This is a genomic window from Allocatelliglobosispora scoriae, assembly GCF_014204945.1.
In the GTDB taxonomy this organism is placed as follows: domain Bacteria; phylum Actinomycetota; class Actinomycetes; order Mycobacteriales; family Micromonosporaceae; genus Allocatelliglobosispora; species Allocatelliglobosispora scoriae.
This window is the reverse complement of sequence record NZ_JACHMN010000002.1, coordinates 991306-1005183: the sequence shown is the minus strand read 5'-3', so window position 1 is coordinate 1005183 and position 13878 is coordinate 991306. Positions and strand designations below refer to the sequence as shown.

Below are 13878 nucleotides of genomic sequence, written 5' to 3'. Positions count from 1 at the left end.
GCGTCACGTTTTGCAGCAAAGCGTGGCCTCATCGCGAAGCGAGGCCACGCTGTGCTGCAAAACGTGACTCAGGCGTGGCCGCGCCAGGAGTGCTGCGGCTCGTAACCCAGCAGCCGGCGGGCCTTGTCGATGCTGAGCAGCGTCTGCGTACCGGTGATCTCGCGGCTGATCGGCACGCCGGGGAAGACCTCCGCCGCCAGCTCCGCCGACGGGCGGCTCATCACCGTGTCGGCGTTGGCGATGATGAAGACCTCCAGGCCCGTGGCCTGGTAGTCCAGCGCCTTGCGGACCGCCTGGGCCCCGTCGCGGGCGTCGATGTAGCCCCAGAGGTTCCACTTGCGCACCGACGGGTCGGCGTCGAAGCCGGGGAACTGCGCGTAGTCGTGCGGCTCCATCACGTTGGAGAACCGCAGCCCGACCATCTTCAGCGCCGGATCCCAGCGGCAGAACTGCGCCGCCATCGTCTCGTCCACCAGCTTCGCCAGCGAATAGGCCGTCTCCGGCCGGGCGTCCTGCTCCTCGTCGATCGGGATCGCCACCGGCGGGATCTCCAGCGGCAGCCCGAGCAGGGTCTCGCTCGACGCCCACACGACGTTCTTGATCCCGGCCAGGCGTGCCGCGGAGAAGACGTTGTAGCTGCTGGTGACGTTGTTGTGGAAGGTCGCCGCGTTGGCGGCGGCGCCGGGTCCGGGGATCGCCGCCAGGTGCACCAGCGCGTCCAGGCCGTCGTGCCGGGCGTCGATCGCGGTCAGCGCCTCCACCACCTGCCCGAAGTCGGTCAGATCAATCCTGGTGTACGGGCACCGCTGCTCCCGAGGCGCCACGATGTCCAGGTTGGTCACCTGGTGGCCGTGGCTGACCAGTTCGTCCACGACGGCACGGCCCAACTTGCCGCTGCCACCGGTCACTGCGACGCGCATCATGCGGTAATCCTCTCGCCAAGCCACGTTGATCACACCATGATCGAGGTCATGTCCGCCCACGTTAATCCCATGGACCGCCGCTACTCGGGCGAGCACCCCGTGCGTACCGTCGCGTATCTGCTCGCCGACGACAAGGCGCGACTCGCGCTGGCGGTCGTGGCCTTCGCGGTCAAGCACAGCCCGACCTGGTTGTTGCCCCTGGTCACGGCCAATGTGATCGACGTGGTCGTGCAGCACCGGCCGATCGGCGAGCTCTGGCTCAACACACTGCTGCTCCTCGCCGCGCTGGCCCTGAACTACCCCTTCCACGTGCTCTTCGTCCGCTGCCTGTCGACGGCGGTCCGCCGGATGGGCACCGGTCTGCGCTCGGCCCTGGTCGGCCGGATGCAGCAGCTCTCCATCGGCTACCACACCCGGATGAGCGCGGGCGTCCTGCAGAACAAGGTCATCCGCGATGTGGAGAGCATCGAGACGATGGTGCAGCAGGCCGGGGACATGGGGCTTGCCGCCACGATGATGCTCGTCGGCGGCCTCGTGGTGATCGCGGTGCGCGTACCCGTCTTCCTGCCGGTCTTCCTCGTCCTGGTGCCGTGCGCGGCGCTGCTGGCGATGAAGCTGCGCAACCGCATGCGCACCGACAACGAGGTGCTGCGCCGCGAGGTGGAGCAGCTCTCCACCCGGGTCTCGGAGATGACGACGCTGATCCCGATCACCCGCGCGCACGGCCTGGAGCGGGCGGCGATGCGCCGGGTCGACGGCACGCTGAGCCGGGTCCTCGACGCGGGGCTGCGGGTCGACCTCGTCAACGGCCGCTTCGGCGCGCTGTCGTGGATGTCGCTCAACATGATCGGCGTCGCCTGCCTCGCCGGGTCGGCCCTGGTCGCCTACTACGGCTGGGCGCCGATCACCGCGGGCGACGTGGTCATGCTCAGCGCCTATTTCGGCAGCCTCACCACATCGGTGATCATGCTGATGAACCTCGGTCCGCAGATCATGAAGGGACTCGAGTCGGTCCGGTCCGTCGGCGAGGTGCTGCAAGCCCCCGACCTGGAGCGCAACGCCGGGCGCGCGACGGTCGACCAGGTCCGCGGTGCGATCGACTTCCACGGCGTCGGGTACGCCTACGACACCGTCCAGGCCGTGCGCGACTTCACCCTGAGCGTGGCCCCCGGCGAGCGGATCGCCTTCGTCGGCCCCTCCGGCGCGGGCAAGTCGACCGTGCTCAACCTCGTCATCGGCTTCCTGCGCCCGACCAGCGGCCGGATCCTGCTCGACGGGCGCGACATGGAGGAGCTGGACCTGCGCAGTTACCGCACCAGCCTGTCGATCGTGCCGCAGGAGCCGATCCTGTTCGAGGGCAGCATCACCGAGAACGTCACCTACGGCATGACCGACGTCTCGCCGGAGCGGGTCCGCCAGGCGCTCGCCGATGCCAACGCGCTGGAGTTCGTCGACGCGCTTCCGGAGGGCGAGGCGACCGTCGTCGGCGACCGGGGCGCGCGCCTGTCCGGCGGGCAGCGGCAGCGGCTCGCGATCGCCCGGGCGCTGATCCGCGACCCCCGGGTGCTCATCCTCGACGAGGCGACCTCGGCGCTGGACACCCACTCGGAGCGGCTGATCCAGGAGGCGCTGGAGCGGCTGGTGCGGGGCCGCACGGTCTTCGTCGTCGCGCACCGCCTCTCCACGATCCGCAACGCCGACCGGATCGTGGTGATGCGCGACGGCCGGATCGAGGAGGTCGGCCCGCACGACGACCTCGTGACGGCGAACGGCGCCTACGCGCGGCTCCAGGCGGCCCAACTGGTGTGACCGCTCGGACCGATCGGCCCGGATAGGTCCTATGAGCCTTGTCTGCCGACTGGACACTCTGCACCATGTACTCGTGACGATGCCAGAGGAACCGGTGTTTCGGCTGCTGGGAGCCATGCAGATCCGTTCCGGTGAGGTCGAGGTGGACGGCGGGCCGACGAAGCTCCAGGCGGTCCTCGCCGTGCTGCTCCTCTCGGCCGGCGAGGCGGTGTCCATCGAGGATCTGCTGAGCCGGGTCTGGGGCGATACGCCGCCCGCGGCGTCGCTGGTCCACGTCTACATCTCCCGCATCCGCGACAAGCTCAAGCCGCTCGGGGTGGGTGTCCGCAAGACCGGCGACGGCTACACGATCGACGTGGATCCGCTGCTCGTCGACGTGCACCTGTTCGGGCACCTGATGCGGCAGGCGACCCGGTACGGCGAGGCGGCGCGGCACATGCTCGACGACGCGCTGGAGCTGTGGCGGGGGGTTCCGTTCGCGCGTACCGACAGCCTGTGGCTGCGCGAGCACGGCGCGACCCTGCGCCAGCAGTGGTTCGAGGCGTGCCTGTCGCGCAACCGCGCCTGGCTGGACGCGGGCCTGCACGTCGAGCTGCTCGACGTGATCCGGGGCCTGGTCACCCGGCACTTCACCAACGAGCGCCTCGCCGAGCAGTACATGGTCGCGCTCTACCGGGCCGGGGATGTCGGGCAGGCCCTGGCCCACTACCGGAAGCTGACCAAGCGGCTGCTCGCGCAGGAGGCCCGGCAGCCCTCGCCGCTGCTGCAGTCGCTGCACCTGCGGATGCTGCACCAGGACCCGAGCCTGACGCTCGGCGCGCCGGCCGCCGCGGCACCGGTCGCGCCGTCGACCCTGGTCCCGGCGCTCGGTTCGATCGTCGGGCGGGGCACCGAGCTGGGCCAGCTCAACGGGATCTTCGAGGCCGACCAGCGGGGCAGCCGCAACTCGGTGCGGCTGGTCGGGATCTTCGGCCCGCCCGGCGTCGGCAAGACCACCCTCGCCGTGGGCTGGGCGCACCGGATCAAGGGCCGCTACCCCGGCGGGTGCCTGCAAGCCGACCTCGGGGCGTTCGGCCCGGCCGGGACGGCGGAGACCGGGCAGGTCCTCGACGAGTTCCTCACCGCCCTCGGTGTCGCGCCGGCCCGGATCCCGCCGGACACCCTCGCCAAGCGCGCCCTCTACCGCACCCTCGCCGAGCGCCGCCCGGTGCTCGTCCTGCTCGACAACGTCGCCGCGGCCGAGCAGGTCGCGCAGCTGATGCCGACCGCGCCCGGGTCGCTGGTGATCGTGACGAGCCGCCGCCGCCTAGGCGGGCTCGTCGCCCGCAACCAGGGCCTCGCCCTCAACCTCGGCCTGCTCAACCTCGACGACTCCGTCGAGCTGCTGCGCGAATACATCCGCCCGGCCCGGGAGTCCGCGGATGTCGAGTTCCTCCAGCAGATCGCCCGCTGCTGCGGCGGTCTGCCGCTGGCGATCACCCTCGCCGGCGCGGGCCTGGCCCTGCGGGCCGGGCAGGAGCTCTCGGCTCTGGCGGCGGAGCTGACCGACCGGTCCTCGGTGCTCTCCGCGCTCGACGCCGACGCCGACTCCACCACGGCGGTGCAGGAGGTCTTCCGCTGGTCCTACGACGCGCTGCCCCAGGAGCCCGCGCGACTGTTCCGCCTGCTCAGCCTGCACCCCGGCGACGGCGTCACGCCCTACGCCGCGGCGGCGCTCGGCGGCATCGAGCCGGCGCGGGCGAACCTGCTGCTCAGGGAGCTCGCGGAGGCCAACCTGATCCGGCCGATCGCGCACGAGCGCTACGCCATGCACAACCTCATGGCGCTCTACGCCGCACAGCTCGTCGAATCGACCGACGGTCCCGCCGATCGCGACGAGGCGATCACATCGGTGCTCGGCTACTACCTCTCGACCGCCTCGGCGGCGATGGACGTGCTCATGCCCGACGAGCGGGAGCGGCGCCCCCGCGTCGACCTCCCGGACCTGGCGCGCCCGCCGCTGCCCGACCCCGCGTCCGCGCTCGCCTGGCTCGACGGCGAGCGCACCAGCCTGCTCGCCACCACGGTCCACGCCGAGGAGCACGGCCGCCCGGAGTACCTGCTGAAGCTCGCCGTGGTGCTCTTCCGCTACCTCGACCACGGCGGGTTCCTCACCGACGCGCTCACCCTCAACCGCGCGGCCCTGCGGACGGCCGAGGCGCTGGGGGACCGCGCCGGCGAGGCGGAGGCCCTGCTCCAGCTCGGGTCGACCCTGACCCGGTTCGCCGACTTCGAGGAGGCGAAGCAGCTGCTGGGGCGCAGCGTGGACCTGTTCACCGAGCGGGGCGACGATCTGGGGCTGGCTCGCGCGCTGGGCACCCTGGGCCGGATCTCCTGGCGGCAGGGGGCCAACGAGGACGCGATCGGCCAGCAGCTCTACGCCCTGGAGCTGCTCGCCCGGATCGACGACCGGATCGGCCAGGCCCGCACCCTCACCAACCTCGGCGCGATCCACGAGTCGATGAACGATCTCGACAAGGCGATGCTGCAGTACCGCGCGGCGCAGGCGATCTGCGAGGAGCTGCGCAGCGGTGACGCGCTCGCCCGGGCCTGGGGCAGTCTCGCCGGCGTGCATCAGCGCCGAGGGGAGCTGGACGTGGCGGTGCGGCTGCACGGCATGGCGGGCGACGCCTTCCGCAAGCTCGGCGACCGGGTGGGCGAGGCGACGGCGATGACCAACCTCGGCACCGCGCAGGGCCTGCTCGGCCAGCACTACCGGGCGGTGGAGCTGCACGAGGAGGCGCTGACCCGGTTCCGGGAGATCGGCGACCGCCGCAACGAGATCGAGGTGCTCAACAACCTCGGTGAGGCGCTGATGGACTGCGGCCACGCCGACCACGCCCGGTCCCGGCACGCCGAGGCGATGCGTTTCGCCGAGTCCTCCGGTGATCAGCGCGAGCTGGGCCGGGCGTACGCCGGACTCGCCGCCGCGCACCGGGCGAGCGGTGAGGATCCCGAACTCGTCCGGCACCAGGCCGCAGCAGCGCAGGCGATCTTCGCGGCGCTGGGCCTGCCCGACCCCGATCGGCTGACGGCGCTGCTGGCCCGCCTGGCCTGAGGCTCACGGCGCCCTGTGTCGCTTCCCGGACCATCGCGGTGGCCGAAGTCTGCGCAGATTCGATCGTGTGCAGTGGTTCGTGTACCCCCACCTCGGGTTTTCTATGTCCAGGCAAGTTCAGCGCCCCCAGCGGGGGCCGGAGGAAGGACATGGAAATGCAGCAGACATACCGCCGGGCAGCCGTCGTCGCCGCGCTGATCGTGACGACCGCCGCGGGCTACCTCACCGCCAACGCGCAGCACACCGGGACCGAGCAGGACCGGGTGCCCGCGACGGTCCCGATCAACGCCTACGACACGACCCCGGTCAGCTCGCCGGCCCCGCCGCGTAACGCCTGATCCACCTGACCCGCGCTGCCGTGGCCGAATGGCCACGGCAGCGCTTCTACGTGCCCATTCAAGGTTCGCTTCAGAACCGGCGGTCCGGGTGTCCGATCCTTGACGGAGGAAGCCATCGGCCGGGCTGCCCGAGCGGCCCGGCCGCCGGCGGTTCAGGAGGAGCGCGGATGTCAGACAGCATCAGACCGGCGGGGGTGGATTCGACCCTGCGGGACGTGGCGGGCGGGGCGGGCCAGGAGCTGGTCTTCGATACGCGCAGCGGCCTGCTCGTCGTCACCGGGGAGCCGCAGCCCGACGACACGATCGCGACCGATGCCGCCGTGAGCGGGTATTTCCGATGAGCGACCTGCTGCAGCCCACCCTGGCCGAGGTGGTGGCGGCGTGTTCCGGGTGATGGTCTACGAGCAGGATCTGGAGGAGATCGCCGACTGGGTGCTGGAGTACCCGGACCGCGAGACCGGGGGCGACCTCTTCGGGTTCTGGACGCACAGCGGCTCCCCGGCGGTGCAGCTCACCCTCGGGCCCGGGCCGCAGGCGCGGCACGAGACCGCCGCGTTCTTCCAGGACGTGCGCTACCTGAGCGAGCGGGGCAGAGCGCTGCAGGCACGGCACGGGCTGCAGCACATCGGGGACTGGCACTCGCACCACGGGCTCAACCTCGCCGAGCCCAGCGGCGGCGACGCGTCGACCGTCTACCGAACGCTGCAGGCCAACGGTTTCCAGCGCTTCCTCGTCTGCATCGCCAACATCCGGGTCGACGAGGTCGGCGCGCGCCGCCGGGTCAGCCGGCCCGAGGTCCGGGGACCGGTCCGGCGCCAGGCTGGAAACGACCTCGTCGTGACCCTGCACGCCTACCTCTTCGACCGGGACCGGCGCGGGTTCAGCGCGGGGCAGTTCGTCGTGCTGCCGGGGGAGAGCCCCATCGCCGCCTCGGCCCGCCGCGACCGCATCATCGCCGACCCGGCCGGCGCGGGGTCGGCCTGGCATGTCGAGCGTGCGGACCACCGGGCCGGCCAGTCGGGCGGCACCGCCGCTCGCCGGGTGCCCGACGGCTGGCACGCCAGCCCGTGGGGCTCGAGCTTCCTGCGTGTCTTCGACGCCGAGCTGCGCCGCTGCTTCCCGGACAGCAGGCTGGTCCTCACCGGACTGTCGCTGACCTATCACCTCACCGCCGGCGACGAGGCGTGGGAGCTGAGCTTCCCGCTCGACTTCCCCACCTCACCGGCCCGGTTGCGAGCCGGTGGCGCGGATCTGGTCGTCGACTGCGGCGGGGACAACTCGCCTCGGCGCTGCCTGGCGGTCGTGAGCGAGCTGCTGAGCAGCGTCGCCGATCGCGACGGGCGGGACGGCTCGGCGGAGGTCCCGCAGAGGTAGCCCGCCCGGATCGGGGAGGGGGAGTGGCACCGGTCCTGTGCCGCTCCCCCTCTCTCATGAATGTGATTCCACGACGACCTCCGAATGGTACTCAATGGCTATTCGCGGGGGTGCGGAAAGCTATTTGTAATTTCGACGGTACGGTGCCTGATCCGGGCCTTCAAGGGCCTCCGAGCCGCCTGCAAGGTTCGTGCAAGGTTGTGGGCTCGTACATCCGTACTCTTGCTGTGAGCAGCAAGAATGGCCGCCGGTCTGCCTATCGGGAGGCGTGGGGAAATGGAGCTTCCAATGTCGCGACTCGCCTACTCGCCGGGCGCCTGATGCGGGACGAGACAGGGGTTGCGGCTGCGCTCATGACCGATTCGGCGGGGACCGCGCCGACCGAGCGGGAGAGCGTCATCCACACCATCGCGGGCATTCTCGCCGAGCAGCTCGGGCTGGACTTCCCGGCCACCCTCGCCGCGACCTACGAGCTCTGCGGCGAACCGCTGCGCAGGCGGGTGCGCCGGGAGCCGGCCGTGGTGTCCTGGCTGACCACGGTGCTGGTGCACCTGCGGGTCGTCTACGAGGTGCCGGCCGCTCGGCAGCCGGCGACCAGGTCGATCGAGGTGATCGTCACCGAAGCCGACGGCACGTTCCGGCGGATCGAGGCGGAGTCCGCCGTGGGCTGGGCGGAGCTGCCCCGGCAGGTGAGCACCGCGGTCCTCGCCGGGGAGCTCTCCGTCGCGCTGCGCCTCTATCGCCGGGAGCAGTGACCCGGCCCCGAGTCACTCCGCGACCCAGATCCAGCCCTTGCCCTGGAACGTCTTCACGGTCACGTCGGCGCCCTCGAATCCGGCCGGGTCGAGACCAGCGAATCCGTGTATCGCCACATCGTGGTGCACCACGTCGGAGACGATCGCCGCCAGCTCCAGCTCCGGCCGCGTCTGCAGCACCGTGCGCAGTGCGAGGCTGTCGACCAACCGGCTCGCGGTGACCAGTCCGCCACCGGTGAAGCCCAGCGGCGCCACGCGCACCATTCCGATGTGGACCGCGAGGCGGACCCGCATCTGGTCGTCGTGCCCGGCGTTGTCGTAGGCCAGCCGGGTCTTCATCGTGCGCAGCAGCACCGGCAGGACCGTGCTGTGGTCGATGTCCGCGGGCAGGACCACGTTGACGCCGTCACCCGTGGGCTGCCGCTGCACCCCGGCCTCGCGTACTTTCAGATCCGCGACCACCTGCGCCATCAGCCGGTGCAGCCGGTGCTGGATCTCCTCCTGCAGCGGTTCGGGGCGAGGGCTGTAGCCGGCGACGTCGGCGACGATCACCATCCGGTTCTGCAGCCCGACCGGCTCCTGCGGCGCGGTCTCGACCACCTCGTACCAGAGCGAGAAGCCGCCCTGGTCGTAGGAGTCGTGGTCGGCGGGGTTGCGGCCGAGGCCGAACAGATCGGGGTACTCCAGCCGGTCGCCGCGGTAGACGCCGATGACGGCGCCACCGGTCGAGCGCACCGCCTGGTAGGCGATCTCGGTCGCCGACTTCGCCGCCGTCAGCGCTGCGCTGAGCGACGCGGGGTCGCCGGTCGACGCGTCGGCGAACGCGGCGCGGGCCGTCGCGAGCCGCTCGGCGTGGATGTCCTGGCGCAGCAGATCCCGGAGGTCGGCGGTGCCGGGCCGGTCCGATGAGGCGATCATGGCGAAGGAGAGGAAGTGCTGCGGCTGGCCGTAATAGGCGAGCAGTCCCCGGTCGTCGAGGGGGAGCCGCCGGCCGCCGCCGACGCCGGGGAATCGCGCGGTGATCGCGCCGTCGCTGATCTCGTGCCAGGCGAGGTTGCCCGGGATCGCCAGGATGTCGATCCGCACGTCGGGCCCGCGCAGGAGCTGTAGCCAGGTCCGCTCCCGCAGCGCGATCTCCCGCACCCGCACCGCGTATGTCGGGACCGTGGGATCGAACTGATCACCGCGGGGGCCGAGCCCCGCGACCCACTCCGCCGAGGACGCGATGGCCGCGGGATCGGTGACCACCTGATCGATCAGCCACGGATTCATAGCGATATTTCTATCAGCCGGAGCCGACGAGAAGTGGCCACGTTCAGGAGTCTGCGGTCTTGTGGAGCCGGGCGTGGTCGGTGATGACGATCCGGCGGTACCCGGTGGTGAGCGCCCCCATGCGGCGCAGGTCGGTGATGGCCCGGTAGACGCTAGGCTCGGCGGCGCCGACCAGCGACGACAGGTCGCGCTGGCTCAGCGGCAGGTCGATCAGGGTGCCCGGCGAGGTGGTCCGCCCGTAGACCTCGCCGAGGTGCAGCAGGACCCGCGCCACCCGGGCGAGCACGGAGGAGGAGCCCACGTCGATGCGGTAGCGGGTGGCGGCGAGCAGCTTGGTGCTGACGGTCCGCTGGATGGCCGCCGCGATCGCCGGGCGGGCGTTGACGATCTCCCGGAACCGCAGCCCGTCGATGACCCGCACCGACGTACGCGTGACGGCGACGACCGTCGTGGAGCGCGGGTTGCCGTGCAGTGCCGCGAGCTCGCCGACGATGTCGCCGCCGATGCGGATGGCGAGCAGGGTGCTGGATCCGGCCGACGTGTGGCCCTCCACCCGGACGCAGCCGGTGAGCAGCAGGTGTGCCTCGGTATCGGTGGCGCCCTCGGCGATCAGCACCGCCTGGCGGTCGTAGACACGGGTGGTGCCCGCGGCGATGAGCGCTTCGAGATCGTCGGGGGCGAGTTCCGCGAGGAAGCTGTCCGCCGGCCACGGTCGCCGGTCCGGCTGTCGTCGTCTCATAGCGTCGCCCCTCGAAGGAGAGAGAGGAGTATATGACGACGGAGCAGGACACATCAATCTACTAAATTGACATATTGTGATGCATCACTGGAGCCGCTACCTTCCAAGGAACTCATGAGTGAGGGCTGCCACGAGCAACCTCACCCGGCAGACCTTGGGAGGATCTGTGAGACACACACTACGGACGGCGTTGCGGGTCGGCGTGATCGCGCTGCTCGCGGCGACGATGGGCGCGATCGGGGCGGGAAACCCCGGCCAGGCGAGTGACGGCGGGGTCACCCCGCAGGTGGTCGGCGGCGTCAGGGCGGCGCAGGGCGAATTCCCGTGGATGGTCCGGCTCTCGATGGGCTGCGGCGGCGCGCTCTACACGCCGAGCCTCGTGCTCACCGCGGCGCACTGCGTCGGCGCCACCGGCAACAACACCTCGATCACCGCCACCTACGGCGCGGTCGACCTGCAGGACCCGGCCCGGATCACCCGCACCTCCAACTACGTCTACCGGGCGCCCGGCTACAACGGCGACGGCAAGGACTGGGCGCTGATCCGCCTGTCCAGCCCGATCAGCGGCCCGCTGCTGAAGATCGCCACCGACACGTCGCTGCACAGCGGCACCTTCACGGTGGCCGGCTGGGGTGCGGCGACGGAGGGCGGTGCGCAGCAGCGCTACCTGCTCAAGGCCGACGTACCGTTCATCACCGACACCCAGTGCGCGAGCGCGAGCGGCTACTCCGGCCTGATCCCCAACGAGGAGATCTGCGCGGGCAACTGGTCCGCCGGCGGCACCGACACCTGCCAGGGTGACTCGGGCGGCCCGATGTTCAAGCGCAACGCCGCCAACGAGTGGGTCCAGGTCGGCATCACGAGCTGGGGCAACGGCTGCGCGCGGCCGCAGCAGCCCGGCGTCTACTCCGAGGTGCGCTACTTCTCCACCGACATCTACAACGCGGCGGTCTCGCTCGGCGGCGCCCCCGGCGGCGTCTCGGTGACCGGGCCCGGCAACCAGAGCACGGTCGTCGGCACCGCGGTGACGGTCAACAGCTCCGCCACCGGCGGCACCACGCCCTACACCTGGTCGGCGACCGGCCTCCCGCCGGGCACCTCGATTAACGCCAGCACCGGCCAGATCACCGGTACCCCGACCACCGTCGGCACCTACACCGTGACGGTCAAGGCGACCGACGCCGCTGGCGCCAGCGGAACCGCGACGTTCACCTGGGTGGTCAACGCGGTCGGCGGCTGCGGTGCGGTCACCAACGGCACCGATGTCTCCATCCCGGACAACACGACCGTCTACAGCAACGTCACCGTGGCCGGCTGCAGCGGCAACGCCTCCGCGACGAGCACGGTCGAGGTGCACATCGTCCACACCTACAAGGGTGACCTCATCGTCTCCCTGGTGGCGCCGGACGGCAGCACCTACGTCCTGGCCAACCGGACCGGTGGCAGCGCGGACAACATCGACACGACCTACACCGTGAACCTCTCCAGCGAGGCCCGCAACGGCACGTGGCGGCTGAAGGTGCAGGACGCGGCGACCGCTGACACCGGCTACATCAACTCCTGGACCCTGACCCTCTAGGTCCGCGCGAGATCGCCGCAACTCTTCAAGAGTTGGTCCTAAGGCCCGGCGGCCTGAGGCACCAACTCTTGAAGAGTTGCGGCGATCCTGCTCACTGGGGCGGGTCGATCAGCGGCTTCGCGTAGTCGACGGTGCCTAAGAGGCCGCCGCTCAGCAGCCACGGGCGGTGCACGGCCTTGCCCTCGACACCGGCGAGCTCCGGGATGTAGCGCCGGACGTAGTCGCCGTCCGGGTCGAAGCGCTCAGCCTGGCGCAGGGGATTGAACCGCCGGTAGGGCTTCGTGTCGTTGCCGGTCCCCGCGATCCACTGCCAGTTGCCGAAGTTGTTGGCGACATCGGCGTCGGTGAGCAGGTGCATGAAGTGCGCCGCACCGTCACGCCAGTCCAGCCCGAGCTGCTTGGTCAGATAGGAAGCGGTGATCATCCGGGCCCGGTTGTGCATGAACCCCTCGGCCGCGAGCTGCCGCATCCCGGCGTCGACGATCGGGATGCCGGTCTGCCCCTCCCGCCAGGCGTCCAGCGCGTGCTCGTCGGTGCGCCAGTCCTCGACCGCACCGGTCCGGTAGGCCTTCGACGGCAGATCGCCGAACGAGTGCAGCACCTGGTGGTAGAAGTCCCGCCAGCACAGCTGCCGGACGAACGCCTCGTTCTCCACCGTGGAGGCGACCGCCTGCGGGGAGACGCAGCCGAAGTGCAGGTAGGAACTCAGGCGCGATGTCGCGTCACCGGGCAGGTCGTCGTGCTGGTCGGCGTACCCCGATGGATCGAAGCTCTTCAGGCGCCGCAGCGCCTCGGCCTCGCCGCCCCGCGCGGCCTGCGGGTTCGCGGCCGGGACCGGCCCGAGCACGGTGAGCGGATCGGCGCCGGTGACGCCGTCGGGGAGGGCGATCGTGCGCGGCGTCGCGGCGCGCTCGCGGGGCGTGACCTGCTGCCAGGCCCGCCAGTAGGGCGTGAAGACCTTGTAGTGGTCGCCGCCCGTCGACGGACGCACCGCGCCCGGCTCGACGATCGTCACCCCGGGGTGCAGCCGCAGCGAGATCCCTTCAGCCGCGCAGGCGTCGGTGAGGCGCCGCTCGCGCCGCCGGGCATAGACGCTGACGTCGGCGGAGGCGGCGATGCCGAACGCGCCGACCTGCCTGGCGAGCTTCACCGCCTCGGCCACCGGATCGCCTCGGCGCACGACCAGGTCGCCGCCCCGCTGGCGGAGCGATTCGCGCAGGTCGGCGAGGCACTCGGCGAGGAAGCGCTGCCGGTGCGGGTGCACGCGCAGGCCGGGGTCGGCGACGAAGAGCGGCACGACGCGGTCGGCGGCGGCCACGGCGGCATGCAGCGCGGGGTTGTCGCGCACCCGCAGGTCGCGGGTGAACAACACGATGGCGGTACGCACACCCCCACGCTAGGGCACCGTCCGCCGATGTCGCCCTCGACACGGCCCGTCGCCCGCTCCGATCGTGCGGGCGCGGTCGCGGCCACCACGGCGAAGTCGGGCATGTGGCCGAGTCCGGCAACCCCGTGGAGCGGCGGCGGGTCGGTCGCCCGATCCGCCGCCGCCCTGGTCCCCGGGCTAGCAGAACTGCTGGGAGCCGAAGTTGCTGAGCAGGCTGTCGTTCACCCAGCCGGTGACGCCGGTGGAGTTGTCCCTCAGCAGCGTCCAGGAGGAGGTGCCGTTGACGTTGTCGCCCCAGGTCCAGCAGCGGTAGGTGACGCTGTGGTTGGTGTAGCCCGCGCCGAGAACGACGCAGTTGGTGCCCGGACCGGTCCGGATGTTCACTCCGGCGCCGAGGAAGGCCCCGGGGCGGTTCTCGTTGGTGCCGGGCCAGATGTTGCAGGCGGCCGCGGCGGCCGGCTCGCTGAGGGCGAACGGTGCCATCGCACCGGCCGCGACGATCATCAGCGCCGCGACGAGGCGGGCGACCGGACGCCTCGCAGACGTCGGTGACCTGAGTTCGGTGAGCATTGCTACCTCCGTCGATAGGTGGGGTTGGCTCTACT

At 71.2% G+C, this 13878-nt stretch carries 12 protein-coding genes; 7 read left to right on the top strand and 5 right to left on the bottom strand.

Annotation, left to right across the window (positions count from 1 at the left end; genetic code table 11):
• Positions 1 to 68: 68 nt before the first annotated feature.
• Positions 69 to 923: an NAD-dependent epimerase/dehydratase family protein gene (locus F4553_RS10230; RefSeq protein WP_221469843.1), complete on the bottom strand. Its 855-nt coding sequence runs from the start codon at positions 921 to 923 to the stop codon at positions 69 to 71.
• 48 nt (positions 924 to 971) lie between these two features.
• Between F4553_RS10230 and F4553_RS10225 the strand changes: the two genes are divergently transcribed.
• The 6 genes from F4553_RS10225 (at position 972) to F4553_RS10200 (ending at position 8296) form a co-directional block, all read left to right on the top strand.
• Complete coding sequence (locus tag F4553_RS10225; protein ID WP_184834830.1) at positions 972 to 2732, top strand: ABC transporter ATP-binding protein; 1761 nt, start codon at positions 972 to 974, stop codon at positions 2730 to 2732.
• 79 nt (positions 2733 to 2811) lie between these two features.
• On the top strand, positions 2812 to 5829 hold the full coding sequence (locus F4553_RS10220) for an AfsR/SARP family transcriptional regulator (RefSeq protein WP_246466756.1): 3018 nt from the start codon (positions 2812 to 2814) through the stop codon (positions 5827 to 5829).
• Between the two features lie 155 nt (positions 5830 to 5984).
• Positions 5985 to 6167 (top strand): hypothetical protein, encoded by a 183-nt coding sequence (locus tag F4553_RS10215; RefSeq protein WP_184834826.1) that lies wholly within the window; start codon positions 5985 to 5987, stop codon positions 6165 to 6167.
• 167 nt (positions 6168 to 6334) lie between these two features.
• Positions 6335 to 6508, top strand: coding sequence for a hypothetical protein (locus F4553_RS10210; RefSeq protein ID WP_184834823.1), 174 nt, complete (start codon positions 6335 to 6337; stop codon positions 6506 to 6508).
• Between the two features lie 40 nt (positions 6509 to 6548).
• A complete protein-coding gene (locus F4553_RS10205; RefSeq protein ID WP_184834821.1) occupies positions 6549 to 7541 on the top strand; it encodes a Mov34/MPN/PAD-1 family protein in 993 nt (330 codons plus the stop codon).
• Between the two features lie 353 nt (positions 7542 to 7894).
• Positions 7895 to 8296: a hypothetical protein gene (locus tag F4553_RS10200; RefSeq protein ID WP_184834819.1), complete on the top strand. Its 402-nt coding sequence runs from the start codon at positions 7895 to 7897 to the stop codon at positions 8294 to 8296.
• A 12-nt stretch (positions 8297 to 8308) separates the two neighbouring features.
• Here F4553_RS10200 and F4553_RS10195 read toward each other — a convergent pair whose 3' ends face one another.
• Both F4553_RS10195 and F4553_RS10190 read right to left on the bottom strand, forming a co-directional pair.
• A complete protein-coding gene (locus F4553_RS10195; RefSeq protein ID WP_184834817.1) occupies positions 8309 to 9568 on the bottom strand; it encodes a hypothetical protein in 1260 nt (419 codons plus the stop codon).
• A gap of 43 nt (positions 9569 to 9611) precedes the next feature.
• Entirely contained in the window at positions 9612 to 10307 is a 696-nt protein-coding gene (locus F4553_RS10190; protein ID WP_184834815.1) for a Crp/Fnr family transcriptional regulator, read from the bottom strand.
• Between the two features lie 226 nt (positions 10308 to 10533).
• Here F4553_RS10190 and F4553_RS10185 point away from each other — a divergent pair, with 226 nt between their 5' ends.
• The gene (locus tag F4553_RS10185; protein WP_184840575.1) at positions 10534 to 11886 is read left to right on the top strand and encodes a trypsin-like serine protease; all 1353 of its coding nucleotides are present in this window, start codon (positions 10534 to 10536) and stop codon (positions 11884 to 11886) included.
• Positions 11887 to 11977: 91 nt separating this feature from the next.
• On the opposite strand, the gene F4553_RS10180 is transcribed toward F4553_RS10185, so the two are convergent.
• Both F4553_RS10180 and F4553_RS10175 read right to left on the bottom strand, forming a co-directional pair.
• Entirely contained in the window at positions 11978 to 13273 is a 1296-nt protein-coding gene (locus F4553_RS10180) for a cryptochrome/photolyase family protein (RefSeq protein ID WP_184834813.1), read from the bottom strand.
• Positions 13274 to 13450: 177 nt separating this feature from the next.
• Positions 13451 to 13843 (bottom strand): SH3 domain-containing protein, encoded by a 393-nt coding sequence (locus F4553_RS10175; RefSeq protein WP_184834810.1) that lies wholly within the window; start codon positions 13841 to 13843, stop codon positions 13451 to 13453.
• Between the last annotated feature and the right edge of the window lie 35 nt (positions 13844 to 13878).